This is a genomic window from Salinarimonas sp. (assembly GCF_046292825.1).
Lineage (GTDB): Bacteria > Pseudomonadota > Alphaproteobacteria > Rhizobiales > Beijerinckiaceae > Salinarimonas.
In genome coordinates this window covers 1-26,982 of sequence record NZ_JBKBQG010000052.1, presented here as the reverse complement: position 1 = coordinate 26,982, position 26,982 = coordinate 1, and the positions used below count along the sequence as shown (strand labels likewise).

Genomic DNA, 26,982 nt, shown 5'->3' with positions numbered 1-26,982 from the left:
CGGGGGCCCCCCCGCCCCCCCCCCCCCCGCGCCGGGGGGGGGTGGGTAGGGTGGGGGGTGGTCGGGCCTGTGGATCGGGTAGGGAGGCGTGCTCGGCCTCTCCGCCGGAGTTCTTCCACGATCCATCCCACAAGCCCCACCGCCCCCCGCCCCTAACCCCTCCCCGCCGCTGCGCGGGGGGAGGGGAATCCCGTCGCGGCCTCCATTGAGGGCGTCGCGAGACGATCGGCTCCAGGAAGTCCCTCGGCGCGAAGGTCCCCCTCCCCCCGCGCAGCGGCGGGGCGGGTAGGGTGGGGGGTGGTCGCGCGGGTGGAGCGGGTGGGGAGGCATGCTCGGCCTCTCCGCCGGAGCCCTCTCCACGCTCCACCCTACAAGCCCCACCGCCCCCCACCCCTAACCCCTCCCCGCCGCTTCGCGGGGGGAGGGGGATCCTGCGTCGGCACGCCGCGCACGGTGTTTCCCGGATCGGGCGCGCACGGGGTTGCGGCGGGGCGTGATTCGGCTTAAGTCTTTGATAGACAACGTAGTTTTGACCCGTTCTAAACTGGCGGCCAGCCGGATCGGTCCTCGCGATGATCGTCTGCTCCTGCAACGTCCTGTCGGATCACGCCGTGCGCGGCTGCCTTTCGGGGCCCGATTGCCCGCGCACGCCCGCGCAGGTCTACCGGTGTCTCGGATGCAGCCCGCAATGCGGCCGTTGCGCGGTGACGATCCGCAAGATCCTGCGCGGCGCCGAGGCGGCTTCCGCCGATGCGGGCGCCTGCGCGAGCCCGTGCCCCGCCTGCCCGCAGGCGCGGATCGCCGATGCGCTCGATGCCGCTCTCGAGGACGCGCTCGCCGAGCCGATGGCCCATCCGCCGCGCATCGTCGCCGCCGCCTGACCGCCTCCCGCCGCCTCCCTCCGGGGCTTGCCTGACGCCGACGGCTGGGGCATCGTCCGCGTCGAAACACGCGTTCACGAAGGGAAATGTGGATGAAGGGCGACGCCAAGGTCATCGAGTACCTCAACCGCGGCCTGCGCAGCGAGCTCACCGCCGTCAGCCAGTACTGGCTGCATTACCGGCTGCTCGACGATTGGGGCTACAAGAAGCTCGCCGCCTTCTGGCGCAAGGAATCGATCGAGGAGATGGAGCACGCGGACAAGTTCGTCGAGCGGATCATCTTCCTCGACGGCTTCCCCAACCTCCAGGAGCTCGATCCGCTGCGCATCGGGCAGAACGTCCAGGAGGTGATCGAGGCCGATCTCGCCGCCGAGCTCGAGGCGCGGGCGCTCTACCTCGAAGCCGCGCAATATTGCGACAGCATCAACGACCGTGTCTCGAAGATGCTCTTCGAGGAGCTCGCCGCCGACGAGGAGGGTCACATCGACTTCCTCGAGACGCAGCAGGAGCTCATCCGCCAGATCGGCCTGCAGCTCTACGCGCAGCGCCACGTCGGGGGTCTCGAGAGCGAGACCTGATCCTCACGCGGAACGAACCGGCCGGCATCGGCGTTCGTCGATGTCGGCCCCGCTCGCGACGCGCGTCCGGGGCTCTACGGAGGATTGCAGCCATGCATGCGCGTGTCCTCGGTCTCGGGATCGGCCTCCTCGCCGCCGCAGGCGCCGCCGCGCCGCTACAGGCGCAAGGCGTCTATTTCAGCGAAAACGAGGCGATCCACCACCGCGACGTCGATCCGGTCTACCAGAACTCGCCCGATGCCGTCCCCGCCTGGCGCCATCGCTACGGATACGATCACGGCTACGATTACGGCGTGCGCTACGGCTACGCGCCGGGCTACGAATGGGTCGGCCCGCACGAGCGGGTGGTGGGCTATCCGGTCGTCGTCGAGCGCCGCGTGCGCCGCCATCCCTATCCGCGCGACTTCTACCCGCCCTACGCCTACGATCCGGGCGCGGCGATCGCGGCGGGGATCGTCGGGCTCGCGGCCGGGGCGGTCCTCGGACAGGTCCTGACGGCGCCGGCGGTGCCGGTCGCGCCGCGGGCGCGGGTCGCCTACGGGCCGGCCGAGATCGCCTATTGCGCCCGCAAGTACCGCTCGTTCGACCGCGCGACGCTCACCTTTCTCGGCTATGACGGGCGGCGTCACCTCTGCCGGATCCCGTGAGCGACGTATCACCGGGGTCGATCGGCCGGATCACGCATTCTCATGCCCGCTCGCGCGCTTTCCGGGTTGACGGCGGAGGGCGCGACCGCTTCGATGCGGCAGGATAACTGACCAAATCGACGCGAGCGGGAGGCGGACGTGGCGAAGTTTTCGCGGACCTGGAGCTGGTACCGAGGCGAGTGGCACGAGGGCAATCCCGGCATCATGGGGCCGCGCTCGCACGGCGCCTGGCTCGCGTCGACCGTGTTCGACGGCGCCCGGATCTTCGAGGGCCGTGCCCCGGATCTCGACCTGCACGCCGCGCGCGTGAACGAATCCGCCCGCAAGATCGGGCTGACCCCCACCATGTCGGCGGACGAGATCGTCGGCCTCACCCACGAGGGCGCGAAGAAGTTCGACGGCGGCCCGGCGCTCTACGTCAAGCCGATGTATTGGGGCGAGGGCGAGGGGCCGAGCACCATCCTGCCCGATCCCGACGACATCGGCTTCTGCCTGTGCCTGTTCGAGGCGCCGATGCCGCCGCCGACCGCCGGCCTGCGCATCACGAAATCGATCTATCGCCGGCCGACGCTCGAGACGATGCCGACCGACGCCAAGGCCGGCTGCCTCTATCCCAACAATGCGCGCGCCCTGCGCGAGGCGATGTCGCGCGGCTTCGACAACGCCCTCGTCCTCGACATGCTCGGCAACGTCGCCGAGACCGCGACCTCGAACATCTTCATGGTCCGCGGCGGCGAGGTGTTCACGCCGGCTCCGAACGGCACCTTCCTCAACGGCATTACCCGCCAGCGGGTGATCGGCCTCCTGCGCGGGGCCGGCATGAAGGTCCACGAGACGGCTCTGCGCTACGAGGACTTCCTCGGCGCCGACGAGATCTTCACCTCGGGCAATTATTCCAAGGTGGTCCCCATCGTGAAGATCGACGATCGCGAGCTGCAGCCCGGCCCCATCGCCCGCAAGACCCGCGAGCTCTATTGGGACTACGCGCACTCGACGCCCGCGGCGGCGTGAGGCCTCACCCGATCCGCCGCCCCGCCCGCGCCATGCGCGCGGGGGCGGCGAGGTTGGCGAGATAGTCGCAGGCGGCGTCGATTTCCGAGAGCGGGCGGCCGATCAGGTAGCCCTGGGCGATGTCGCAGCCGTGCAGGCGCAGGAACTCGAGCTGCTCGCGCGTCTCGATGCCCTCCGCCACCACGCTCATGCCGAGCGAATGGGCGAGGTTCACGATCGTGCGCGCGATCACCGCGTCCTCCGGGTCGACGCCGATGTCGCGCACGAAGCTCTGGTCGATCTTGAGCCGGTCGACGGGAAAGCGCTTGAGATGGGCGAGCGAGGCGTAGCCCGTGCCGAAATCGTCGAGCGCGATCGTCACGCCGAGCCGGTGCAGCCCGCGCAGCGTCTCGGCGATCTTGTCGCCGGCGCGGTCGAGCAGCACGTTCTCGGTCACCTCGATCTCGAGCCGCTGCGGCGGGAGCGCGTAGCGCAGGAGCGCCTGCTCGACCTGCGCGACGAAGGTCTCGCGCTTGAGCTGGGCGGCCGCGACGTTGACGGCGACCTGGCCCGGATCGAGGCCGCGGTCGAGCATCGTCCTGAGGCTCGCGAGCGCCTTGTCGATCACCGCCGAGCCGAGACGCTCGATCAGCCCCGTCTCCTCGGCGACCGGGACGAACTCGCCCGGCGAGACGGGCTCCCCGTCGCGGGTCCAGCGCACCAGGGCCTCGAAGCCGGCATGGGTGCCGTCGCGCGTATGGGCCTGAGGCTGCAGCGCGACGGTCAGCGCGTTCGTCGCGATCGCCGCGCGCAGCGCCTCCGCGATCTCGCCGCGCCGCTCGAGCCGCGTTCTCAGAGCGGGATCGAAGAAGCACCAGATTCCGCGCCCGCGCGCCTTGGCCTGGTAGAGGGCGATGTCGGCGTTCTTGAGGAGCTCGGTCGGCGTCGTGCCGTCGTGCGGGTAGAGCGTCACGCCGATCGAGGCGCTCGGCGTGAGCGCGCGGCCGGCGACGGTCGTCTCGCGCTGGAGGCTGCGGTGGATGCCCTCGACGATCGCATGCGCCTCCTCCGGCGTCGCGAGGCCCGGGAGCATCACGGCGAACTCGTCGCCGCCGAGCCGCGCGACGGTATCGGTGCCCCGCACGGCGGCGGTGAGCCGGCGGGCGACCTCCCGCAGGAGCGCGTCGCCGGCATCGTGGCCGAGCGTGTCGTTGACGTCCTTGAAATGGTCGAGGTCGAGCAGCACGACCGCCCCCGCCTGATCCGCCCGCCGCCGGCTCTCGAGCTGGTCGCGCAGGCGGCTCGTGATGACGGCGCGGTTGGCGAGGCCGGTCAGCGGATCCTGCTCCGCGTGGCGCTTGATGGCGGCCTCGGCGAGCTTGAGGCTCGTGATGTCGGTGCGCACGCCGACAATGTACCCGGATCGGGAGCGGCGCTCGCGCACCTGCAGCCAGCGCCCGTCGCCGAGCGGCTGGATCACGCGCTGGAACGGGCGCTGCCGGTGGGTCGCGAGGCGCCGCGCGAGCCAGCGCTCGTGCTCCTCGGGCGTCGTGCCCGCATCCTTGTACTGCCCGTTGGCGAGACCGTAGCGCAGGATGTCCTCGAAGGGCGCGCCGATCTCGATCGCGGGCGCCGAGAGCGCGTAGAAATCCTTGTAGGCCTTGTTGAAGAGGACGAGCCTATCCTGCGTGTCGTAGGCGGCGACGGCGTCGGGGATGGTGTCGAGCACGTCGCGCAGGAGCGTCTCGGCGGCCGCGCGTTTCTCGATCTCCTGCGCGACCGCGGCCTCGGCGCGCTTGCGCTCGGTGATGTCGTAGCGGATCGACACGTAGCTCTCGATGCGCCCCTCCGCATCGCGCATCGGGACGATGGTGGTGTCGACCCAGTAGAGCCCGCCGCTCTTCTTGCGGTTGCAGATCTCGCCACGCCAGGAGCGTCCCGTCGCGATCGTGCGCCACAGGTTCTTGAACCAGCCGGGCTCGTGGGTGCCCGAATTGACGATTTTGTGGGTGTTGCCGATCAGCTCCTCGCGCTCGTAGCCGCTGATCTTGCAGAACAGGTCGTTGACGTAGGTGATCCGCCCGCGACGGTCGGTGACGGCGACGATCGAGTGCTGATCGAGCGCCGTTCGATAGGCCCCGAGCTCGGCGAGCGCCCGCGTCGCGCGCGCGTGGGCCTCCGCGAGGCTCTCCTGCTGACGGCGCTCCGTGGTGACGTCGGCGAAGCTCGTGATCACCTTCCGATCCGCCGTGCCGGCCTCGTCGAGGAGGCGGGCATTGACCTTCATCCAGCGCGTCGTGCCCGCGCGCTCGATGCCGATGACGACGTCGCGCACGCTCTCTCCCGTCGCGAGCGAGACCGAGGCGGGGTGCTCCTCGGGGGGCAGCGTGCTGCCGTCCTCGCGCAGGAGGCGGCAGGGCAGGTCTGCCGTGGTGTGCCCGATCAGATCGCCCTCGCGGAAGCCGAGGAGGACCTCGGCTGCGCGGTTGCAGGCGATCACGGTGCCCGTCGCGTCGCGCAGCGCGATGCCTGCGGCGACGTTGTCGATCACCGCCTGCAGCCGCTCCCGGCCGAGGATCTCCTCCGTGACGTCGTTGCCGACGAGGATCGTCCCCTCGATCTCGCCCGCCCGGGTGCGGATCGGCTCGACGTCGAGATCGATCGCCTGGCGATGGCCGTCCTCGTCGATGCGCTCGAGGCGGGCGCGCGTGCCGGTGCCCGCGGCGAGCGCGCGGCGGACCTCCTCCGCGCCGGGCGTGTCGGCGGCGAGCGCGGCGATGGCGGCGCTCGGCGGCCGTCCGACGAGATCGGCGAGGCGCGCCCGCGCCAGCCGCTCGCAGGCGGGGTTCACCCATTCGATCAGCCCGCGCGCGTCGCACAGGACGACGGCGTTGCGGGTGAGGCGGGCGACGAGGGTGAGGCGCTTGAGGCTCTCCTGGGCGTCGTGGCGCTCGGCGATGTCGCGGGCCGTGCCGCGATAGCCGATGAACCGGCCCGCCGCGTCGAAGACGGGATGGCCGTTGACCTCCGAGACGAGGCGGCGCCCGTCGTCGCGCATGCGGGCGTAGACGAATTCGCGGATCGGCCGATGCGCCTCGAGATCGGCGGCGTGGGCGGCCCAGAAGGCGCTCGTGCTCGGATCGCCGCCCGCCAACGCCCAGCGCGTGCGCCCGATCACGCTCGCGGGCGCGAGACCCGAGACGCCCGCCTCGTCGCGGAACAGGGTGAAGCGGTGCTCGGCATCCGTCTCCCAGATCCAGTCCGACGAGGAGGCGAGGAAGTCGCGCAGGCGGCCCTCGGGCGTCTGCGCGTCGGGCAGGCTCCCCTCGAGGCTCGCGCTCGGCGATGCGAGATGGGGGGCGGCGAGCTGGGCGAGGTCGGCGAGGCGGGCGCGCATCGCCCGGCCCGGAGCGCGCGCGCGGACGATTCCGAGGCTGCCGATGGCGCGCCCGGCGGCATCCGTCACGACGACGCGGCGCGCGTCCTTCGGGGAGAGGCTCGCGAGATGGGCGCTCGCCGCCGGGGCGGCGATGCCCTCGCTCGCGATCACGACCGCTCCGTCTGCGCTCGCGCGGGCGAGGTAGGCGCCCTGCGCGCGCGTGCAGGCGATCGCGAGCCGCAGGAGGGCGGCGCAGGGACCGGCGCGGGAGGCGTTGCGACCGTCGGGAGCGGTTGTCGGCACGGTATGGCCTCGCGAAAATTCACATGGATTATGCGCGTCAGGCGTAAACGAAGAGTCACGGTGCAACCGAAAACATGTAAAGCGATCCTTGATTTCCGACGCCGCCCGTCGAACCGCGGCAATGTCCGAGGCGTTCTCTCCCCGTGCGGGAAAAGCCGCGTTTCGAGCATCGCCTCCTCCGCGCCGACCCGGGGGGAGACTGCTCCGGGAGGCCGATGACGTCGTGACCACCGGGTTTCTGCGGATCGCGTGGGGCGCGCTCCTCCTCATCACCGCCCTCTGGGTGGCCGAGCCCTATCTCGCGAGGCTCTTCTTCGCCGCGACCGAGCCGCGGCCCGTGGTCGCGCGCGGCGATCTCGCGCCCTCCGAGATCAACGCCGTCGAGATCTTCCGCAACGCCGCGCCGTCGGTCGTGCACGTCTTCGGGCGCGCGGCCGCGCGGCCCGGGCTCGCGCCGGGCGGGGGGATGCAGTCGGGCACGGGCTTCGTCTGGGACGGGGCGGGGCACGTCGTCACCAACAACCACGTCGTCGCGGGCGCGGACCGCGTCTCCGTCCGCCTCGCCGACGGCGAGATCGTATCGGCGACGATCGTCGGACGCGCGCCCGACACCGACATCGCCGTTCTGCGGCTCGAGCGCCCGAGCCGCCTGCCGCCGCCTCTGCCGATCGGCTCCTCGGACGATCTCGTCGTCGGCCAGGCGACCTTCGCGATCGGCAACCCCTTCGGCCTCGATCAGACGCTCACGACGGGCATCGTCTCCGCCCTCCAGCGCACCCTGCCGACCGGGCGCGGGCGCGAGATCGCCGACGTCATCCAGACGGATGCGGCGATCAATCCGGGCAATTCCGGCGGGCCGCTCCTCGATTCGGCGGGGCGGGTGATCGGGGTGAACACGGCGATCTTCTCGCCGTCGGGTGCGTCCGCGGGCATCGGCTTCGCGGTGCCGATCGCGATCGTCAACGCCGTCGTGCCCCAGCTCATCCGGGACGGCGTGGTGCCGACGCCCGGCATCGGGATCGTGGTCGGCGACGACGACATCGCGCGGCGGCTCGGCCTCGACGGCGTGGTGATCCTGCGCGTGGTGCGCGGCTCGCCCGCGCAGGATGCCGGGCTCATGGGCGTCGATTCGGTCACCGGCGCGCTCGGAGACGTCATCGTCGCCGTCGACGGCGCCCCGGTCGCCACCTTCGCCGACCTCACCCGCGCGCTCGAATCCGCCGGCGTCGGCGCCGCGGTGCGCCTGACGATCCTGCGCGACGACGAGGTCATCGAGCGCGTCGTGGAGACGACGGACGTGTCGGCGGGGCGGTGAGGGGGACGGGCTTCAATCACCGTCGCGGCGCAGAAGCTTGGAGATCTCGTTACGATGTCATCCCGGACGCCGAAGGCGATCCGGGACCCATACCCGCGACGCTGCAGTCGCAGCCTGTAGGCTGCGTTTCTCCGACGAAAGCTGCCCACAAGGTAGCGCAACGAGCGCGGCATGCGCGCTCGAAGGGTCGTCGAGGGTATGGGTCCCGGGTCCGCTTCGCGGCCCGGGATGACACCCTTCGCATCCTCGCCGATTGCGAAGGCAAGAAGCGCGGCAGCCGCTCGCCGGGCGTCTCCACCCCCACCCCTCACACGTGCAGGAACCGATCCTTGATCGTCGCGTCCGCCGCGAGCTCCGCGCTCGTGCCGGTCCAGGCGACGCGGCCCTTCTCCACCACGACGTGGCGATCGGCGAGCGGGATGAGGGCGTCGACGTTCTTGTCGATGACGAGGATCGCCTGGCGCTCGCTCTTGAGGGTGGCGAGGCATTGCCAGATCTCGGCGCGGATGAGCGGGGCGAGACCCTCCGTCGCCTCGTCGAGGACGAGGAGCTTCGGGTTCGTCATCAGAGCCCGCCCGATCGCGAGCATCTGCTGCTCGCCGCCCGAGAGCTGCGAGCCGAGATTCCGGCGCCGCTCGTTCAGGCGCGGAAACAGGGCGTAGACGCTCTCGAGCGTCCAGCGCGGCGTGCCGAAGCGCGCGGCGGCGGTGGCGATCAGGTTCTCCTCGACGGTCAGCGTCGGGAAGATCTGGCGACCCTCCGGCACGAGGCCGATGCCGCATTGCGCCACCTTGTAGGAGGGCAGCCCCGCGATCTCGCGCCCCTCGAAGCGGATCGACCCGCCCTTCGGCCGCATCAGGCCGAGCACCGTGTTGACCGTCGTCGTCTTGCCCATGCCGTTGCGGCCGAGCAGCGTCACCACCTCGCCGGCACGAATCGCGAGATGGATGTCGAACAGCACCTGCGCCGGCCCGTAGGCGCTCTCGAGCCTCGTCACTTCCAGCATCAGGCGGCCTCCTCGCCGAGATAGGCCTCGCGCACCGCTCTGTCGGCGCGGATCGCCGCCGGCGCGCCGGTCGCGATGATCCGCCCGTAGACGAGCACGCTCACCCGGTCCGCGAGCGCGAACACGGCCTCCATATCGTGCTCGATCAGGACGATCGTGTAGCGGCCCTTGAGGCGCCGCAGCGTCTCGACGACCCGCTCGCTCTCCTCGCGCCCGGTGCCCGCCAAGGGCTCGTCGAGGAGGAGGAGCTTGGGGCGCGTCGCGAGCGCGATCGCGAGCTCGAGCTGGCGCTTCTCGCCGTGCGAGAGCTCGCCCGCGAGGACGTCCGCGCGCGCGCTCAGGTTCACGATCGCGAGCGCCTCCATCGCCTCGCGCTGCAGATCCTCCTCCCGCGAGGGGTCGCCGAAGAAGCGGAAGGACGAGCCCGATCGCGCCTGCACCGCGAGCGCGACGTTCTCCTGCGCGGTGAAGCCCGGGAGCACCGAGGTGATCTGGAAGGAGCGCGCGAGCCCGGCCTTGGCGCGCGCATGCATCGGCATCCCCGTGACGTCCTGCCCGTCGAAGAGGATGCGGCCCGAATCGGAGGGGGCGAGGCCGGAGATCTGGTGGATGAGCGTCGTCTTGCCCGCCCCGTTCGGCCCGATGATCGCGTGCAGCTCCCCCTCCTCGACGGCGAGCGACACGTCGTCGGTGACGGCGAGCGCGCCGTAATTCTTGCGCAGGCCCTCGAGCGCGAGGATCGTCGTCATTTGCGCCTCCAACGCTTCGCGAGCCCCATGATGCCGCCGCGGGCGAAGAGCGCGACGAGGACGAGGAAGGGGCCGAAGATCAGCTTCCAGTCCTCGGTGATGCGCGCGAGGATCTCCTCGAGGAAGATGAAGATCGCCGCCCCGAGCATCGGCCCGATCAGCGTGCCCATGCCGCCGAGCACCACCATGATGATCATCTCGCCGGAGCGGTGCCAGCCCATCGCGGCGGGCGAGACGAACTGCATGTGGTTGGCGAGGAGAAAGCCCGCGAGGCCCGCGATCGTGCCGGCGATGACGTAGGCCGCGAGTTGGTAGCGATAGGGGTCGAAGCCGATCGCCTGCATGCGCACCGGGTTCTCCTTCGCGCCGCGCAGCACGCGGCCGAAGCGCGAGGCGACGATGGCGCGCAGGAGGAGATAGACGCCCACCATCATCGCGAAGGTGAGATAGTAGAAGGTGTGCGTGTCGCGCAGCCAATTGTTGCCGAAGACCAGCGAGCGCGTGCGCAGGGTCATCCCGTCGTCGCCGCCATAGGCCGCGAGCGAGGTCGTGAAAAAGTAAGCCATCTGCGCGAAGGCGAGCGTGATCATGATGAAGTAGACGCCCTTCGTGCGCAGCGAGATCGCCCCCGTCACGGCCGCGAAGGCGGCCGACGCCAGCACCGTCACGAGGAGCTGCACGAACACGTCGTTGATCGCGTTCGCGGCGAGGATTCCCACCGCATAGGCGCCGATGCCGAGGAAGGCCGCGTGCCCGAAGGAGACGAGCGCGCCGTAGCCGAGGATGAGATCGAGCGACATCGCCGCGATCGCGAAAATCATCGCGCGGATGACGAGCGAGAGAAGATAGCCCTCGGCGCCGAATTGCGCGAAGGCCGGCGCGAACAGGAAGAAGCCGATGAGGAGAAGCGCGATCCATTCCCGCCGCAGGAAGCCGGAGAGGCCGCCTTCGCGCTCCTTCGCGCGCGCGGGGGAGGGGGCCTTCGCGTCCGTGACCTTCGCGGTGTCCGACATCGCTCTCGCCTCAGAGTTCGTGTGCATGGATCACCGCCCGTCATTCCGGGACGCGAAGCGGGCCCGGAAACCAGAACCACGACGGCTGTCCGAGCGCGCATGCCGCGCTCGCTGCGCTGCAGGCGTCGACGGCGAGGTCGAAGGACGCAGCCTATAGGCTGCTCGACACGCGTCGGAGTTTCTGGGTTCCGGGCTCGCTTCGCGCCCCGGAATGACGGCGTGGGAAGATCCGAGCTTCATCGCCACCTCCTCAGCGCTTGACGGGGAAGAGGCCGGCGGGCCGGAAGAAGAGCACGCACGCCATCAGGATGTAGATCAGCATCGGCGCGATCGCGCGGCCCACAGTCGAGGCCGTGCCCGGATCGAGGACGAGGCGCAGGAGATCCGGCGCGAAGGTGCGCCCGAGCGTGTCGACGAGGCCGATGATGAGCGCCGCGAGGAAGGCGCCGCGGATCGAGCCGATGCCGCCGATCACGATGACGACGAAGGCGAGGATGAGGAGATTGTCGCCCATCCCCGGCTCGACCGAGAGGATCGGCGCCACCATCGCGCCCGCGAGCCCCGCGAGCATCGCCCCGAAGCCGAACACGATCATGAACAGGCGCCGGATGTCGACGCCGAGCGCGGAGACCATCTTCGCATTCGTCGCGCCCGCGCGCACCAGCATGCCGGCGCGCGTGTGGCTCACGAGCACGTAGAGGAGGGCCGCCACCCCGAGCCCCGCCGCGATGATCGCGAGGCGGTAGATCGGGTAGAAGAAGCCCGGCATGATCTCGATCGAGCCCTGGAGCAGCTCCGGCACCGGCACGAAGAGGGGGCTCGCGCCCCACACCACCTTCACGCCCTGGTTCAGGAACAGGATGATGCCGAAGGTGGCGAGCACCTGTTCGAGATGGTCCCGGTCGTACAGATGTCGGAAGACGAGCGCCTCGAGCAGGAGCCCGAAGGCGAGCGCGGCGGGCAAGGCGAGGAGAAGCCCGAGCCCGAAGGAGCCCGTCATCGTCGTGAAGGCGAAGACGAAATAGGCTCCGATCATGTACTGCACGCCATGCGCGAGGTTGATGAAGTCCATCACCCCGAAGACGAGCGTGAGCCCTGCCGCGATCAGGAACAGGATCACTCCGAATTGCAGGCCGTTCAGCGTCTGGACGAGGATGAGCGTCGTGTACATGCGGGGGATCCGTGAAAATCCCTCCCTGTAGGGGAGGGTGGACCCTCGAGCGTAGCGAGAGGGGCGGGGTGGGGCCCGACGCTCGAGGGTGAGAACGACAGGGACACGGGCCCCACCCGGCCCGCGTCGCTCCGCTCCGCGGTCCACCCTCCCCTGCGGGGAGGGATGGCGCCTTCTCACCCGCCCATCTGGCACTCGCTGGCGTAGACGTCGCCGTATTCCTCGAACACGCGCTCGACGATGCGCGTCTCGAACAGGCCGTCGTCGCGCTTGTGGACCTGGACGAGGTAGAAGTTCTGGACGGGGAAGTTGTTGGTGTTGAAGGCGAAGTCGCCGCGCACCGAGTCGAAGTCGGCAGCCCGGATCGCCTCGCGCACCGCGTCGCGGTCCGACAGGTCGCCGTCGACCGCGCGCACCACCGAATCGAGCAGCATCGCCGTGTCGAAGGCGAAGGCGGCGTAGGAGGCCGGCACGCGGCCGTACTTCTCCTCGAAGGCGGAGACGAAGGCGCGGTTCGCCTCGTTGTCCATGTCCGGCGCCCAGCTCATGCCGCCATACATGCCGACCGCCGCGTCCTGCTGGGCCGGCAGGGTCGATTCGTCGACGGTGAAGGCCGAGAGGAAGGGGATGCGGTCGGTCAGCCCGGCCTGCGAATATTGGCGCACGAGGTTCACGCCCATGCCGCCGGGCATGAAGGTGAAGATCGCGTCGGGCGACAGAGACGCGATGCGGGCGAGCTCGGCGGAAAAGTCGAGCTGGCCGAGCGGCACGTAGATCTCGTCGAGAACGGTGCCCTCGAAATGGCGCTTGAAGCCCGCCATCGCGTCGCGCCCGGCCTGGTAATTGGGCGTGAGCAGCACGACGCGCTCGTAGCCGCGGCTCTGCGCGACGGCCCCCATCACCTCGTGGTTCTGGTCGTTCTGGTAGGAGGTCGCGAAGAAGTTCGGATGGCAATCGGCGCCCGCGAGCGGGGAGGGGCCGGCATTGGGCGAGATCAGGAAGCGATCGGCCTCGACGACGGGCCGCGCGATCGCGAGCGCGATGTTCGAGAAGATCGGGCCCACGACGAAGTCGACGTCGTCGCGCTCGATCAGGCCCTGGACGCGGGTGATGGCGACGTCGGGCTTGAGCTCGTCGTCGACGACGATCACCTCGACCGGGCGCCCGCCGAGCTCGTTGCCGAGCTTCTCGATCGCGAGCTGGAACCCGTCGCGCGCCTGCTCGCCGAGCGAGGCGGGCGGGCCCGACAGGGTGAGGATGACGCCGACGCGAACCGGATCCTGCGCGAGCGCGGGCGTCGTGGCGAGAGCCGTGGCCAGAGCCGTCGCGGCGAGGAGGCCCGTCGCGGAAAGGGCGAGATGTCTGTTGAAGGTCGTCATGAACGCGTGTCTCCCGTTTGGCAGTTCCCCGCGCGACTTGCGCTCGCGCTTCGTTCGTCGCCGCGACGCACTGTGACGCTCCGGCGCCTCTCGGGAAAGCCCCCTCTTGCGGCGGCTCTCCCTCGCCTGCGCTCCGCGACGCGTCACGCCTCGTCGCCGTCTCGCCGGGGGATCTCCCTTTCCCCCGCTTGACGCGGCCCTCGTTCCGGGCCGATATTTGAAGCTTAAAATAAGCAGCGGGCGGATCGCAAGGGGCTTGCCTCCCCGCCACGCAAACGAAGACGAGACACACGCGCGAGGAGTGAGCCGCATGGACGCCATACCCGAACGACAGAGCCTCGGCGGCGCGCGCCTCGCGGGGCGCCATGCGCTCGTGACCGGCGGCGGGCGGGGCATCGGCTTGTCGATCTCGAGGGCCCTGGCGGAGGCGGGTGCTGCCGTCACGGTGCTCGGGCGCGACATGGCCGCCCTCGAGCGGGCGATCGCGAATGGCTGCGCCCATCACGCGGTGACCGCCGACGTCACGATCGAGGACGCGATCACCCACGCCTTGGCCGAGGCGGTCGAGCGGGCGGGGCCGATCGACCTGATGATCTGCAATGCGGGTGCGGCCGAATCGGCGCCGTTCGGGGCGACCTCGAACGATCTCGTGCGCACCATGCTCGAGATGAACTATCTCAGCGTCGTCTACGCGGCGCGCGCGGTGCTGCCCGCGATGACCGAGCGCGGTTTCGGCCGCATCGTCGCCATCGCCTCGACGGCGGGGCTGAAGGGCTACCCCTACGTCACCGCCTATTGCGCGGCCAAGCACGCGACGATCGGGCTCGTCCGCGCGCTCGCGGCGGAGACAGCCCGCGCGGGCGTGACCGTGAACGCCGTCTGCCCGGGCTATGTCGAGACGGACATCGTCGCCCAGTCGATCGAGCGCATCGTCGCCAAGACCGGGCGCAGCGCCGAGGAGGCGGCAGCCGCCCTCGTCAAGAACAACCCCCAGAAGCGCTTCGTCCAGGCCGACGAGGTCGCCGACGCCGTGGTCTGGCTGTGCGGCGACGCGGCCGCATCCGTCACCGGCCAGGCGATCGCGGTCGCGGGAGGCGAGGTCTGATGAGCGATCGGCGGATCCTCGACCAGGACGTGCTCGATCAGGAATCCGCGGTGCAGGAGGCGCCGGCCGAGCACGCGGACGAATTGCGGCTCTGGCTGCGGCTCCTCACGCTCACCACCATGATCGAAGGCGAGGTGCGCGGGCGGCTGCGGGCGCGCTTCGACGTGACGCTGCCGCGCTTCGACCTGATGGCGCAGCTCGTGCGCGCGCCGGAGGGGCTCACTTTGTCGGAAGTGTCCAAGCGCATGATGGTCTCGAACGGCAACGTCACCGGGCTCGTCGAGCGGCTCGTCGAATCGGGCCATCTCGACCGCCGCACCGCCGCCCACGACCGCCGCGCCCAGGTGATCAGCCTCACCGATCTCGGCCGGGCCGACTTCCGCGCCATGGCGGCCGAGCACGAGGAGTGGATCGCGGAGATCTTCGCGGGGCTCTCGGCGTCCGAGATCGACACGCTGATGGGCCTGTTGGCCAAGGCCAAGCTCTCCGCCCGCACGGCGATCGCGCGCAGCGAGGAGGATCGCGCATGAGACACGCCAATGCCGTCACCCTGCCGATCGCCGAATATCGACCGGCGCATTTCCTGCTCGAGGTCGAGGGCGCCATCGCGCAGATCACCTTGAACCGCCCCGAGCGCAAGAACCCGCTCACCTTCGAGAGCTATCGCGAGCTCGCCGACCTCTTCGCCGCGCTCAAGAAGGACGAGACGATCGCGGCCGTGGTGATTGCCGGCGCGGGCGAGAACTTCTCCTCGGGCGGCGACGTGTTCGAGATCATCGAGCCGCTCACCAGGATGGGCGCCAAGGGGCTGACCGCCTTCACCCGCATGACGGGCGAGCTCGTGCGCGAGATGCGCGCCTGCCCGCAGCCGATCGTCGCCGCGGTCGACGGGGTCGCGGCGGGGGCCGGCGCGATCGTCGCCATGGCGAGCGACATCCGCCTCGCGACGCCGCGCGCCAAGGTCGCGTTCCTGTTCAACAAGGTCGGCCTCGCGGGCTGCGACATGGGCGCCTGCGCGATCCTGCCCCGGATCGTCGGCCAGGGCCGCGCCTCCGAGCTCCTCTATACGGGCCGGTTCATGCGCGCGGAGGAGGGGGAGCGCTGGGGCTTCTTCTCGCGCCTCGTCGAGCCGGACGATCTCATGGCGCAGGCCCGCGCGCTCGCCGCCGAGATCGCCGCCGGGCCGACCTACGCCAACACCATGACGAAGCGCATGCTCGCCATGGAATGGGCGATGTCGGTCGAGGAGGCGATCGAGGCGGAGGCGGTCGCGCAGGCTCTGTGCATGACCACGAACGATTTCCGCCGCGCCTTCGAGGCTTTTGCCGAGAAGCGCAAGCCGGTCTTCGAGGGCGACTGAGATGTGGGGGTCGGGCTCCTCGTCCCTCCCCGCAGGGGAGGGTGGCCTCCGAGGCGCAGCCGACGGAGGTCGGGTGGGGCACGGCGCGTGCCGGGCGATGGCCTTTCGCTCAGAGTGTGAAAGTCAATCGTTGCGGTGTCATCCCGGACGCCGAAGGCGATCCGGGACCCATATCCACGACGCGTCGGTCGCAGCCTGTAGGCTGCGTTTCTCCGACGAAGGCTGCCCGACGGGAGCGGAACGAGCGCGACATGCGCGCTCGAACGATCGTCGAGGGTATGGGTCCCGGGTCCGCTTCGCGGCCCGGGATGACAGCCTCCGGAAGACACGCAAGCTCTCGGTGGAATGTGGCCCGGCGCCGAAGGCGACGGGTCGAAAGTCGCCATCCGTCTCCGGACGCCGTTCGCGTCCGGACCCACCTTCCCCGGAGAGTTCGAAAATCTTTCCGCGCCCGTTCTCCGCCGAAGGGGAATTCCACTACCTCGCCGAAGGTCCGCCACGATGATCGAGAGCGCCCATATCGACACCTTCGCGCGGGACAATCTCCCGCCGCAGAGCCAATGGCCGGATTTCCTCTTTGCACGGCCCGAGCTCGTCTATCCCGACCGGCTCAATTGCGTCGACGCCTTCCTCGATAGCCATGTGCGCGAGGGCAGGGGCGAGCGCATCGCGATCCTCACGCCCGAGGAGACGCTCACCTACGCGCAGCTCGCCGAGCGCGTGAACCGGATCGCGAACGTGCTGACGGGGCCGCTCGGGCTCGTGCCGGGCGGGCGGGTGCTGTTGCGGGGGCCGAACAGCGCGACGATGGTCGCGGCCTATCTCGCGGTGATCAAGGCGGGCGGGGTCGTCGTCGCGACGATGCCGCTCCTGCGCGCGCGCGAGATCGCCTATCCGATCGAGAAGGCGAAGATCGCCGTGGCTCTGTGCGATCACCGCCTCGCGGACGAAATGGAGAAGGCGCGCGCGCTCGCGCCGTCGCTTCGCGACGTCGTCTATTGGGGCGGGGCGGGGGAGGGGAGCCTCGAGGCTCTGATGCGCGAGGCGCCGACCGGCTTCGAGGCGGTCGACACCGCGTCCGACGACGTCTGCCTCGTCGGCTTCACCTCGGGGACGACCGGCGAGCCCAAGGGCACGATGCATTTTCATCGCGACATGCTCGCGATCTGCGACGCCTATGCCCGCAACGTCCTGCGCGCGAGCCCCGACGACCGCTTCATCGGCTCCCCGCCGCTCGCCTTCACCTTCGGGCTCGGCGGCATCGTGCTGTTCCCCTTCCGCATCGGCGCGTCCACGGTGCTGATCGAGAAGGCCGGGCCGGCCGATCTCCTGCCGGCGATCGCGCGCTTCCGGGCGAGCGTGGTCTTCACCGCGCCGACCGCCTACCGCGCGATGCTCCCCCATCTGCGCGACCACGACGTCTCCTGCCTGCGCAAATGCGTCTCCGCCGGCGAGCCGCTGCCGAAGGCCACGCTCGAGGCGTGGCGCGAGGCGACCGGGCTGACCCTGATGGACGGCATCGGCGCGACCGAGATGCTCCACATCTTCATCGCCTCCCCCGACGACGAGATCCGCCCCGGCGCCACCGGCCGCGTCGTGCCCGGCTACGAGGCCAAGGTGATCGATGCCGACGGCCGCGACCTGCCGCCGGGCATGGTCGGGCGGCTCGCCGTGCGCGGGCCGACGGGCTGCCGCTACCTCGCCGATCCGCGCCAAGCGCGCTACGTCGAGAACGGCTGGAACGTGACGGGCGACACCTACGTGCAGGACGAGGACGGCTATTTCTGGTACCAGGCGCGCTCGGACGACATGATCGTCTCGGCCGGCTACAACATCGCCGGGCCCGAAGTCGAGGCGGCCCTCCTCGCCCATCCGGCGGTCGCGGAATGCGGCGTCGTCGGCGCGCCGGATCCCGAGAGGGGAACGGTCGTGCGCGCCTATGTCGTGCTGCGCGAGGGCCATACGGGAGACGCGGCGATGGTCGAGGCGCTGCAGGCGCACGCCAAGGCGGAGATCGCGCCCTACAAATATCCGCGCTCGATCGTCTTCGTCGACGCGCTGCCGAAGACGCAGACCGGCAAGCTGCAGCGCTTCGCGTTGCGCGAGCAGGCGAAAGGGGAGGCGGGTCGATGAGGGAGCTGCGCGAGCGCATGATGGAGGCGGGCGGCGAGCCGGGAGACGGGCCGCGCGTCCTGCAGCCGCCGGGCTGGCCGACGCCGAAGGGCTACGCCAACGGCATGGCCGCGCGCGGCACGCTCGTGGTGACGGGCGGCGTCGTCGGCTGGGACGTCGAGGGGCGCTTCCCAGAGGGGCTCGTCGCGCAGACGCGCCAGACGCTCGAGAACATCGTCGCGATCCTCGCCGAGGGCGGCGCCGCGCCGCGCCATCTCGTGCGGCTGACCTGGTACGTCACCGACATCGAGGCCTATCTCGCCTGTCTGCGCGAGCTCGGCCGCGCCTATCGCGCAGTCATCGGCCCGCATTACCCCGCCATGGCGCTGGTTCAGGTGGTGCGCCTCGTCGAGGCGGCGGCGCTCGTCGAGATCGAAGCGACGGCGGTGGTGCCGGACTGAGCGGGGTTGCTCCGTTCGCCGGTCTTATACTGTATTTACGTTAGGGCAGGTAACCAAGATAGGAAAAAGAGCCTTGCCGGCTCGGCAATTCGAGGCTGCGGCGCGCAGGCGCCGCCGCCGCCGCGACGCAACGTCGCTGCGCTGCGATGCAAGCGCGCGCAATGCCCGAGCGTAAGGGGGTTCGCGCCTGGTCCTTCACATATGAACTATCATTGGTTTCCGCAAAGAATCGCGCCATGAATAGGCCGAGCGTGCGACTTCAAGTCGAATTCGGTTTTCTGCAAGTCGTCGCGCGGCGACGTCTTCCCGATTGACACGCATTTGGAGTGGCAGCAAGGATCGGCATCGAACCGAGCCAAGCTCTCCATTCGCCGGATCTCGCAGGGAACAGTCGTGCGTATCGTCGTGATCGGTGCCGGCATCGTCGGTCTTGCCTGCGCGCACGCGCTCGTCGCGGACGGGCACGAGGTGCGCGTGCTCGATCGCGACCCGGAGGGGGACCGTGCCTCGCACGGCAATGCGGGCGGGATCGCGGTGACGGAGATCCTGCCGGCCTCCGTGCCCGGCTTGTGGAAGCGCGTGCCGCGCTGGCTCCTCGATCCGCTCGGGCCGCTCGCGATCCGCCCCGCCCACCTGCCGAAGCTCGCGCCCTGGCTGCGCGCCTTCCTCGAGGCCGGCCGCCCCGAGCGCGTGTCGCATGCGACCGCCGCGCTCGCGGCCCTCAACGGGCGCGTCTACGACGATCTCGTGCCGCTTCTCGCCGATATGGGCCTCGCCGACGATCTGCGCCGCGACGGCGCGCTCACCGTCTACGAGACCGAGCGGGGATTCGAGGCGGATGCCTGGGAGCGCCGGGTGCGCGCCGAGCACGGCCAGCGGCTCGAGGTCCTGTCCGGCGCCGAGGCGCGGGCGCTGGAGCCGGCTTTGTCGCCGCGGGTCGTGCGCGCGGTGTTCGATCCGCATTGGTCGATCGTCGCCGACCCCAAACGCATCGTCGCGGCCCTCGCCCGCCGCCTCGCCGAGCGCGGCGTCGCGTTCCACAAGGGAGAGGCGCGCGCGCTCGCGATCCGCGACGACCGCGTGTCGGTGGCGCTCGCCGACGGGAGCGCGGGCGATGCCGACATCGCGATCGTCGCCGCCGGCGCCTGGTCGGGCGCGCTCGCCCAGAGCGTCGGCGACCGGGTGCTCGTCGAGAGCGAGCGCGGCTACAACACCACGATCCCGCAGCCGGGCATCGCGCTCGGCCGCCAGCTGATCTTCGCCGAGGCCAAGTTCGTCGCGACGCCGCTCGCGATCGGCCTGCGCATCGGCGGCGCCGCGGAATTCGCCGGCTTGTCCGCGCCCGCGAACCATCGCCGCTCGGAGGCGCTCGCGCGGATCGCCAAACGCTACCTGCCCGATCTCGAGACGCGCGGCGGCACCGCTTGGATGGGCCAGCGCCCCGCGACCCCCGACAGCCTGCCCGTGATCGGCTTCTCGCCGGGCCGCGGCCGCGTCGTCTACGCCTTCGGCCACGGCCATCTCGGCCTCACCCAGAGCGCCACCACCGGCCGCATCGTCGCCGACCTCCTCAGCGGCCGCCCCCCGGCGATCGACCCGACCCCGTTCTCGATCGCGCGGTTCGGGCGCAAGCTGGCGTGAATCCCTCCCCGGAGGGTTACGAGATTCACACATCGGGATCTGCGCTTGGGAAGAGACGACGAGGCGCCGTCGGTCTCTTTCCGATGATCGCTCGCCAGTCCTTGATGTCATTTCCGCGCCGTCATTCCGGGGCGCGAAGCGAGCCCGGAACCCAGAACCCCGACCTATGATGAGCAGCCTATAGGCTGCGTCCCTCGACGCATCCGAGTGGTGAAGTTGTGCAACGAGCGCGCATGCGCGCTCGAACCAGCGTCGGGAGTCTGGGTTCCGGGCTCGCTTCGCGCCCCGGAATGACGGCGGTGGGTAGGTTCGCGCCTCGTGCCCCACCCGACCTCCGTCGCTTCGCTCCGGAGGACACCCTCCCCTACGGGGAGGGATGATCACCCCTTCTCCCGTTCCCCCTCCAGAATCCGCCGGAGGGCGGCTTCCTCGTCGGGGGAGAGGGGCGGGGCGGTGGGGCCGGCGGGGGCGATGCGGCGGCGGCGCACCGTCATGACGATGCCGATCAGGCCCGCGATCAGCACGAGGGTCGGCGCGGTCCAGAGCAGGATCGTCTGCGCGTTGATCGGCGGGCGCAGGAGCACGAAGTCGCCGTAGCGCGCCACGACGAAGGAGAGGACCTGCTCGTTCGAATCCCCCGCGACCACCCGCTCGCGCACCAGGGTGCGCAGGTCCTGCGCGAGCGGCGCGTCGGAATCGTCGATCGACTGATTCTGGCAGACGAGGCAGCGCAGCTCCCGCGAGATCTCCCGCGCACGCTGCTCGAGCGCCGGATCGTCGAGGATCTCGGCGGGGGTCAGCGCGCGGGCGGGCAGGCTCGCGAGCGCGACGACGAGCGCGAGCGCGGTGAGAGTGGCGACGAGGCGGGCGACGATCTCTTTCGTGAGCATGACGCGCCTCATTCCGCCGGCACGGCGGAGGGCGTGCCGCCATTGCCGCCGCGGGCGGGCCGCGGCCCGGCCCGGCCGCCCTGCTTCGCCGGCGCGCCGACGCGGAAGCGACGATCGGTGAGCGCGAGGCCCGCGCCCGCGGCCATGATCACGGTGCCGATCCAGATGAACAGGATCCACGGCTTGTAATAGAGCCGGAAGCCCACCGTGCCGTCGTCCTGGAAGCTGCCGAAGGAGAAGTACAGCTGGCTGACGCCGCGGGTCATGATGCCGGCCTCCGTCGTCGGCATCTGGCGGGCCGGATAGAAGCGGTTCATGGTCTCGATGACGCCGATCTCGCGACCCTCGTGCAGCACGGTGAATCGCGCGACGTCGTCGCGGTAATTGTGCTCGGTGCGCGGGAAGACCGCGTCGAGCCGCGCCTCGTAGCCGGCGATCGGCGTGACGTCGCCCGGGCGCATCGACACGATGCGCTCGACCGACCACGCCGTCGCGGCGATGCCGATCACGCTGACGCCGACGCCGGCATGGGCGAGGACCGTGCCCCAGGTCGAGCGCGGCAGGCCCATCGCCTTCTTCCACGAGGTCTGCAGGCTGCCGGCGCTCCAGGCGCGGGTGAAGATCTCGTTGAGCGAGCCGAGCACCAGGAACACGCCCAGGCCGACGCCGAGCGGCGCGAGCCACGGGCCGCCATAGGTGAAGCCGAACACCACCACCGTCGCGAGCAGCGCGATCGCGCCCGCCGCATAGAGCCGCTGCGCGGTGCCGAGCATGTCGCCGCGCTTCCACGCGATCACCTGGCCGAAGGGCAGGAGCAGGAGGAGCGGGATCATCACGGGAATGAAGGTCGCGTTGAAGAAGGGCGCGCCGACCGAGATCTTGGCGCCGGTCACCGCTTCCAGCGCGAGCGGGTAGAGCGTGCCGATGAACACGGTCGCCGTCGCCGTCGACAGGAACAGGTTGTTCAGGACGAGCGCGCCCTCGCGCGAGACCGGCGCGAAGATGCCGCCCTGGCGCAGCATCGGCGCGCGCCAGGCGAAGAGCGCGAGCGACCCGCCGATGAAGAACACCAGGATGCCGAGGATGAACAGGCCGCGATCGGGATCGACCGCGAAGGCGTGGACCGAGGTCAGCACGCCCGAGCGGACGAGGAAGGTGCCGAGCAGCGAGAGCGAGAAGGTGAGGATCGCGAGCAGGATCGTCCACACCTTGAGCGCGTCGCGCTTCTCCATGACCACGGTCGAGTGGATGAGCGCGGTGCCCGCGAGCCAAGGCAGGAGCGAGGCGTTCTCGACCGGATCCCAGAACCACCAGCCGCCCCAGCCGAGCTCGTAATAGGCCCAGTACGAGCCCATCGAGATGCCGAGCGTCAGGAAGGCCCAGGCGACGAGCGTCCACGGCCGCACCGCGCGCGCCCAGACCGCGTCGATCTTGCCCTCGATCAGAGCCGCCATCGCGAAGGCGAAGGTGATCGAGAAGCCGACATAGCCGATGTAGAGGAGCGGCGGGTGGATCGCGAGACCGATGTCCTGCAGGATCGGGTTGAGGTCCTGGCCCTCGAAGGGCGCCGGCTCGAGGCGCTCGAACGGGTTCGAGGTGGCGAGCAGGAAGATCAGGAAGGCGACGGTGATCAGCCCCTGCACGGCCACCGTGTTCGCCCGCAGCTTCGGCGGCACGGCGTTCTTGGCCACCGCAACGAGCGCGCCGAACAGCGCGAGGATGAGGATCCACAGGAGCATCGAGCCCTCGTGGTTCCCCCACACGCCGGTGAGCTTGTAGACGAAGGGCTTCTGCGTGTGCGAGTTCGCGACGACGTTCATGACCGAGAAGTCGGACGTCGCGTAGGCCCAGGTCAGCACGCCGAACGAGAACGCGACGAGGGCGAGGACGCCTACCGCCGCCGGCTTGCCCACGTTCATCAGCGTCGCGTCGTTGGTGCGCGCGCCCCAGAACGGGACCAGCACCTGCACGAGCGACAGCCCGAGCGCGAGCGCGAGCGCGAAATGTCCGGCCTCGATCAGCATCGGGTCCTCGTCCTTCTCAATGCGTCGGGGCGTTGCGCGGCAGATCGCGCGCGGCGGCCGGGTGGACGGCGGGCTCGCCGTGCTGCCAGACGCCGGCGTCCTTGAGCGCGTCGGCGACCTCGCGCGGCATGTAGTTCTCGTCGTGGCGGGCGAGCACCGTATCGGCGACGAACAGGCCCTCGCCGTCCATCCGGCCCTCGGCGACGACGCCCTGGCCTTCGCGGAACAGGTCCGGCAGCAGGCCCTGGTAGCGCACCGGCACCATCCCGACGCCGTCGGTGACGCGGAAATAGAAGACCTGGTCCGTCTGCCGCTCGATCGAGCCCGCTTCGACGAGCCCGCCGAGCCGGAAGCGCACGCCGGGCTCCACGCCCTCGGCCATGATCTGCGCGGGCGCGCGGAAGAACACGATCGTGTCCGACATCGCCCACAAGGTGAGCCCGAGCGCGGAGGCGAGCACGACGCCCGCCGTTCCGATCATGGTCATCCGTCTCTGCTTGCGCGTCATCGTCACACCCACACGATCAGTTCTCGCACACGATCAGTTTTCGAGACCGAGCTCGGTCGCGGCCGCGTTCAGGCTCGCGAGCCCGGCCGCGTCCTCGGCGAGGGCGGCGCGCGCCTGCGCGAGCGCCTGCGCGCCGCGTTCGCGTTGCCCCAGCACGGAATAGGAGCGCAGGAGACGCACCCATTCCTCGGCCGTGCCGCCGTTCTCCATCAAGCGCGCCTCGAGCCGCTCGACCATGCCGCCGATCGCCGCAAGGCGATCCTCCTCCGGCAGCGCCGCGATCGCCGCGCCGGCCTGCGGGTCGATGGTGGGCGCGATCGGCACGCCGCCGAGCGCCGCGATGCGCTCGTTGACGATCGGGAGCCAGGCGGCGCCGGGCGGGGAGCGGCGCACGATGTCCTCGTATTGCGCCTTGGCCTGCGCCAGATTCCCCTCCTGCTCGGCCGCGCGGGCGAGATAGAAGAGCGCCTTGGGCTGATTCGCGTCGAGCTCGACGGCGCGCGCGAAAGCGAGGCGGGCGCGCTCCTTGACGACCCCCGCATCGGCGTTGACGAGCGCCTCGCCGAGATTGGCGAGCCGCGTCGGCTCCTCGCCGAGGAGGCGCAGCGCGTTCAGATAGGCGTTGGCGGCGTCCTCGAAGCGGCCCTGGCGCATGTAGACCGGACCGAGCACGTCCCAGCCGCGCCCGTCTTCGGGATTGTCTGCGAGATGCGCCTCGATCCGCGCGACCGCCTCCGCGACGCCGATCGTCGCCGGGTCGATGGTCTGCTGCAGGCGCGCGGCGATGGGCTGGGCGGGCAGGTGCGGCGAGCCGTAGGCGCCGTAGACGGCGAGCGCGAGGAGCGGCACCGAGGAGAGCGCGATGGCGGAGGCCGCGCGGCGCCGCCGCAGGGCCGGCTCGTCGACGGTGTCGGTCGGCTTCGGCTCGTCGGCGGTCGCGCGGATCAGCCGGCGGGCGGCCTCCGCCTTGGCGGCGCGCATCTCCGCGTCCGAGATCAGCCCGCGGGCGCGATCGCGCTCGATCTCCTTCAGCTGATCCTCGTAGAACAACCGCTCGCCGACCGCGGAGGAGGCTTCCTCCGCGCTCACGCGTCGGGACAGGGGCAGGAGCACGGCCAGAACGGCCGCGCCCGTCATAACGGCGAAGAGGATCCAGATCGTCATGGGCGCAATGTACACAGCCAGCCGAGGCGGAACGATGCTACGCTCCGGCGACACGGTGTCACGCGCGGGAAATTACGCACGAAAAAAGGGGCTACCGGAGCCCCTTTTCCCGTCGATTGGATGTGGATAACCGCGAACCCCGTCAGCTGACGATCTGCCAGGAGCCGTCGGGCTGCCGGCAGGCGGTGCCGTAACCCTGCTGCGGACGCCCGCCGATGTAGATCGTGTGGGTGTATTCGCGGCAGAAGCCGGCCTGCGAGCGGAAGCTCGGGCCCGGAATCACTTCGCCATAGGCCTGATCGCCACGCCAACGCTGCGCACGGCCCGAATCGAAGGCGACGAACTGCGCCTGCGCGGCGCGCTGGCGATCCGCCTCGTCGAGGCTCGCGCCGATGCCGCCGCCGATCAGGCCGCCGATCGCCGCGCCGGCGAGGCCCGCCGCGATGCGCTCGCCCGGCCCGCCGCCGATCTGCGAGCCGACGATGCCGCCGATGAGGGCGCCGGACATGGCGCCGACCTGCTGGTTCTGACCCGCGCCCGCGCAGGCGCCCAGCGACAGGGCGGCGGCGAGAGCCCCCACGACACCGATCTTCTTGACCATCATCTCACGTCTCCGGAATTGGAACGCTTCCGCTTCAGCGACAAAAAGCGGCAGGAAGATGAATGCGAGGTGAATGCGAACGCGAAAAGGGGCGGGATCGCGCGGGCCGCAGCGCCCGCCGAGGGTCAAAAGCGCAGCACGCGCAACAGCCTGGCGATGTCGAGGAGGGAGACGAGGGCGGAGGCGACATAGGTCATCGCCGCCGCGCGCAGCACGCTCTTCGCCTTCGGCAGGTCCTCTTCGGGGAGATAGCCGCCGACCTGCAGAATCGGCAGCGCGCGGCGGAAGCTCGCGTCGAGCTCGACCGGCAGCGTCAGCACGTGGACGAGGACGCGCGAGGCGAGGAGCGCCACGACGACCCCGAGCTGCACGATCAGCAGAACCGGCGATTTCACCAGGAAGGCGAGCACCGGCGCGAGCGCGAGGATGATCGCCGCCGCCACCTCGACCGTGCGGATCGATCCGGCGAGCCGGATGCGGGTCGCGAGCAGGCGATCGCCGTCGGCGTCCTGCATCGCGTGCGAGGCCTCGTGCGCGGCGACCGCGACGGCGGTGATCGAGCGGCCGTCGTGATTGTCGGGGGAGAGGCGCACGACCTTCTCGATCGGGTCGTAATGGTCCCCGCCCGGCTGCGCCAGCTCGACCTTGACGTGGCGCAGGTCGGCGCGGTCGAGGAGGTGGCGCGCGAGCTCGCCCCCGGTGCCGGGAAAGTCGTCGCGCTCGGCCGAGTGCCGGCGCATGACGGTGCGCACCCACCATTGCGGCAGGAAGATCGCGGCGAGGAAGAGGATCCCGATGAGGCCGAGGAGGAGGGGCATGCGGGCAAGGTAATCACGGCCGCGCCGCTTCGCGAGGGGGCGCGTCGCCGCGGATCGGAGGCGCGCCGTCGTCAGCCGGCGCACGGGCCGTCTTCCCGGCGCCCTTGCACGCCGCCGCCGCCGCGGGCTATGCCTTTGCCGCGCCGCCCGCCTTCCGATCGCGGCGCCGCGCGGAGAGGACGACGATCGCGATGACGCAGACCAATCACGCCGACATCGCGCAGATGCCCTTCGAGAAGGCGCTCGCCGAGCTCGAGGAGATCGTGCGCAAGCTCGAGCAGGGCGCGGTGGCCCTCGAGGATTCGATCCGCATCTACGAGCGCGGCGAGGCGCTCAAGGCCCATTGCGCGGCGCTCCTGAAGAGCGCGGAGGCGCGCATCGAGAAGATCGAGCCCGGCCCCGGCGGCGAGGCCCGCGGCACGAGCCCGCTCGACGTCGATTCCTGAGGCGCGCGAGAACCGGAACGCGCCCTCGCGCGTAGACGGACGTCGTGCTTTACGCGCGAGAACGCGTGCCTATCTCTGTTCGCGGACGCAGCGTCCGTCCGTATCGTCAGGATCGTCCCTTCATGCCTCCCTCCACCCCCCTTCTCGACACGATCGACAGCCCCGCGCGCTTGCGCGACCTCGCCGACGACCAATTGCGCCAGGTGGCGGACGAGTTGCGGGCTGAGACAATCGATGCGGTCTCGGTGACGGGCGGGCATCTGGGGGCTGGGCTCGGGGTGATCGAGCTGACGGTGGCGCTGCATGCGGTGTTCGACACGCCGCGCGACCGGCTGATCTGGGACGTCGGCCACCAGGCCTATCCGCACAAGATCCTGACGGGGCGCCGCGACCGCATCCGCACATTGCGCCAGGGCGGCGGTCTGTCGGGCTTCACGAAGC

The 26,982-nt window shown here is 70.5% G+C and carries 25 protein-coding genes; 13 read left to right on the top strand and 12 right to left on the bottom strand.

What is annotated here, in order from left to right:
* Positions 1-572: 572 nt before the first annotated feature.
* The 4 genes from ACK4UM_RS18375 to ACK4UM_RS18360 all read left to right on the top strand — a co-directional run bounded on the left by ACK4UM_RS18375 (position 573) and on the right by ACK4UM_RS18360 (position 3,117).
* Complete coding sequence (locus tag ACK4UM_RS18375) at positions 573-881, top strand: bacterioferritin-associated ferredoxin (RefSeq protein ID WP_409802256.1); 309 nt, start codon at positions 573-575, stop codon at positions 879-881.
* A 92-nt stretch (positions 882-973) separates the two neighbouring features.
* Positions 974-1,459, top strand: a complete 486-nt coding sequence (gene bfr / locus ACK4UM_RS18370; RefSeq protein WP_409802254.1) for a bacterioferritin — start codon at positions 974-976, stop codon at positions 1,457-1,459.
* A gap of 92 nt (positions 1,460-1,551) precedes the next feature.
* Positions 1,552-2,106, top strand: coding sequence for a BA14K family protein (locus ACK4UM_RS18365; protein ID WP_409802250.1), 555 nt, complete (start codon positions 1,552-1,554; stop codon positions 2,104-2,106).
* Positions 2,107-2,244: 138 nt separating this feature from the next.
* Positions 2,245-3,117, top strand: a complete 873-nt coding sequence (locus ACK4UM_RS18360) for a branched-chain amino acid aminotransferase (RefSeq protein ID WP_409802247.1) — start codon at positions 2,245-2,247, stop codon at positions 3,115-3,117.
* Positions 3,118-3,121: 4 nt separating this feature from the next.
* Here ACK4UM_RS18360 and ACK4UM_RS18355 read toward each other — a convergent pair whose 3' ends face one another.
* Complete coding sequence (locus tag ACK4UM_RS18355; protein WP_409802245.1) at positions 3,122-6,778, bottom strand: EAL domain-containing protein; 3,657 nt, start codon at positions 6,776-6,778, stop codon at positions 3,122-3,124.
* 223 nt (positions 6,779-7,001) lie between these two features.
* On the opposite strand from ACK4UM_RS18355, the gene ACK4UM_RS18350 reads away from it, so the two are divergent.
* Positions 7,002-8,093 carry a S1C family serine protease gene (locus tag ACK4UM_RS18350; protein WP_409802243.1) on the top strand — a complete coding sequence of 364 codons (1,092 nt, stop codon included), beginning with the start codon at positions 7,002-7,004 and terminating at the stop codon, positions 8,091-8,093.
* Between the two features lie 307 nt (positions 8,094-8,400).
* Here the strand turns inward: ACK4UM_RS18350 and ACK4UM_RS18345 are convergent, their stop codons facing one another.
* The 5 genes from ACK4UM_RS18345 to ACK4UM_RS18325 all read right to left on the bottom strand — a co-directional run bounded on the left by ACK4UM_RS18345 (position 8,401) and on the right by ACK4UM_RS18325 (position 13,411).
* Positions 8,401-9,099: an ABC transporter ATP-binding protein gene (locus ACK4UM_RS18345; RefSeq protein ID WP_409802239.1), complete on the bottom strand. Its 699-nt coding sequence runs from the start codon at positions 9,097-9,099 to the stop codon at positions 8,401-8,403.
* The gene (locus ACK4UM_RS18340; protein ID WP_409802235.1) at positions 9,099-9,848 is read right to left on the bottom strand and encodes an ABC transporter ATP-binding protein; all 750 of its coding nucleotides are present in this window, start codon (positions 9,846-9,848) and stop codon (positions 9,099-9,101) included. Before ACK4UM_RS18340 ends, ACK4UM_RS18345 begins: the two co-directional genes overlap by 1 nt.
* On the bottom strand, positions 9,845-10,861 hold the full coding sequence (locus tag ACK4UM_RS18335) for a branched-chain amino acid ABC transporter permease (RefSeq protein ID WP_409802232.1): 1,017 nt from the start codon (positions 10,859-10,861) through the stop codon (positions 9,845-9,847). The genes ACK4UM_RS18340 and ACK4UM_RS18335 overlap by 4 nt, the downstream gene beginning before the upstream one ends.
* Before the next feature lie 250 nt (positions 10,862-11,111).
* Positions 11,112-12,032 (bottom strand): branched-chain amino acid ABC transporter permease, encoded by a 921-nt coding sequence (locus tag ACK4UM_RS18330; protein ID WP_409802229.1) that lies wholly within the window; start codon positions 12,030-12,032, stop codon positions 11,112-11,114.
* A gap of 176 nt (positions 12,033-12,208) precedes the next feature.
* Positions 12,209-13,411, bottom strand: coding sequence for an ABC transporter substrate-binding protein (locus tag ACK4UM_RS18325; protein ID WP_409802226.1), 1,203 nt, complete (start codon positions 13,409-13,411; stop codon positions 12,209-12,211).
* Positions 13,412-13,721: 310 nt separating this feature from the next.
* Here ACK4UM_RS18325 and ACK4UM_RS18320 point away from each other — a divergent pair, with 310 nt between their 5' ends.
* The 6 genes from ACK4UM_RS18320 (at position 13,722) to ACK4UM_RS18295 (ending at position 20,090) form a co-directional block, all read left to right on the top strand.
* A complete protein-coding gene (locus ACK4UM_RS18320) occupies positions 13,722-14,516 on the top strand; it encodes an SDR family NAD(P)-dependent oxidoreductase (protein ID WP_409802223.1) in 795 nt (264 codons plus the stop codon).
* Positions 14,516-15,046, top strand: coding sequence for a MarR family winged helix-turn-helix transcriptional regulator (locus tag ACK4UM_RS18315; protein ID WP_409802220.1), 531 nt, complete (start codon positions 14,516-14,518; stop codon positions 15,044-15,046). Before ACK4UM_RS18320 ends, ACK4UM_RS18315 begins: the two co-directional genes overlap by 1 nt.
* Positions 15,043-15,876 carry an enoyl-CoA hydratase family protein gene (locus ACK4UM_RS18310; RefSeq protein ID WP_409802218.1) on the top strand — a complete coding sequence of 278 codons (834 nt, stop codon included), beginning with the start codon at positions 15,043-15,045 and terminating at the stop codon, positions 15,874-15,876. The genes ACK4UM_RS18315 and ACK4UM_RS18310 overlap by 4 nt, the downstream gene beginning before the upstream one ends.
* Positions 15,877-16,377: 501 nt before the next feature.
* The gene (locus tag ACK4UM_RS18305; RefSeq protein WP_409802214.1) at positions 16,378-18,009 is read left to right on the top strand and encodes a benzoate-CoA ligase family protein; all 1,632 of its coding nucleotides are present in this window, start codon (positions 16,378-16,380) and stop codon (positions 18,007-18,009) included.
* Positions 18,006-18,449 carry a RidA family protein gene (locus ACK4UM_RS18300; RefSeq protein ID WP_409802211.1) on the top strand — a complete coding sequence of 148 codons (444 nt, stop codon included), beginning with the start codon at positions 18,006-18,008 and terminating at the stop codon, positions 18,447-18,449. Before ACK4UM_RS18305 ends, ACK4UM_RS18300 begins: the two co-directional genes overlap by 4 nt.
* A 393-nt stretch (positions 18,450-18,842) precedes the next feature.
* Complete coding sequence (locus ACK4UM_RS18295; RefSeq protein WP_409802209.1) at positions 18,843-20,090, top strand: NAD(P)/FAD-dependent oxidoreductase; 1,248 nt, start codon at positions 18,843-18,845, stop codon at positions 20,088-20,090.
* Between the two features lie 380 nt (positions 20,091-20,470).
* Here the strand turns inward: ACK4UM_RS18295 and ACK4UM_RS18290 are convergent, their stop codons facing one another.
* The 6 genes from ACK4UM_RS18290 to ACK4UM_RS18265 all read right to left on the bottom strand — a co-directional run bounded on the left by ACK4UM_RS18290 (position 20,471) and on the right by ACK4UM_RS18265 (position 26,095).
* Positions 20,471-20,980 (bottom strand): cytochrome c-type biogenesis protein CcmH, encoded by a 510-nt coding sequence (locus ACK4UM_RS18290; RefSeq protein ID WP_409802207.1) that lies wholly within the window; start codon positions 20,978-20,980, stop codon positions 20,471-20,473.
* Between the two features lie 8 nt (positions 20,981-20,988).
* Complete coding sequence (locus ACK4UM_RS18285; protein WP_409802204.1) at positions 20,989-23,004, bottom strand: heme lyase CcmF/NrfE family subunit; 2,016 nt, start codon at positions 23,002-23,004, stop codon at positions 20,989-20,991.
* A 16-nt stretch (positions 23,005-23,020) separates the two neighbouring features.
* Positions 23,021-23,512 (bottom strand): cytochrome c maturation protein CcmE, encoded by a 492-nt coding sequence (gene ccmE, locus ACK4UM_RS18280; RefSeq protein WP_409802200.1) that lies wholly within the window; start codon positions 23,510-23,512, stop codon positions 23,021-23,023.
* A gap of 33 nt (positions 23,513-23,545) precedes the next feature.
* Positions 23,546-24,676, bottom strand: coding sequence for a c-type cytochrome biogenesis protein CcmI (ccmI, locus tag ACK4UM_RS18275; protein WP_409802197.1), 1,131 nt, complete (start codon positions 24,674-24,676; stop codon positions 23,546-23,548).
* Between the two features lie 142 nt (positions 24,677-24,818).
* On the bottom strand, positions 24,819-25,280 hold the full coding sequence (locus ACK4UM_RS18270) for a glycine zipper 2TM domain-containing protein (protein ID WP_409802194.1): 462 nt from the start codon (positions 25,278-25,280) through the stop codon (positions 24,819-24,821).
* Between the two features lie 122 nt (positions 25,281-25,402).
* Positions 25,403-26,095 carry a zinc metallopeptidase gene (locus ACK4UM_RS18265; protein WP_409802191.1) on the bottom strand — a complete coding sequence of 231 codons (693 nt, stop codon included), beginning with the start codon at positions 26,093-26,095 and terminating at the stop codon, positions 25,403-25,405.
* Positions 26,096-26,286: 191 nt separating this feature from the next.
* Here ACK4UM_RS18265 and ACK4UM_RS18260 point away from each other — a divergent pair, with 191 nt between their 5' ends.
* Both ACK4UM_RS18260 and ACK4UM_RS18255 read left to right on the top strand, forming a co-directional pair.
* Positions 26,287-26,541, top strand: coding sequence for an exodeoxyribonuclease VII small subunit (locus ACK4UM_RS18260; RefSeq protein ID WP_409802188.1), 255 nt, complete (start codon positions 26,287-26,289; stop codon positions 26,539-26,541).
* 122 nt (positions 26,542-26,663) lie between these two features.
* Positions 26,664-26,982 (top strand): 1-deoxy-D-xylulose-5-phosphate synthase N-terminal domain-containing protein (locus ACK4UM_RS18255; protein ID WP_409802185.1); only part of this gene is annotated, 319 nt, incomplete at its 3' end.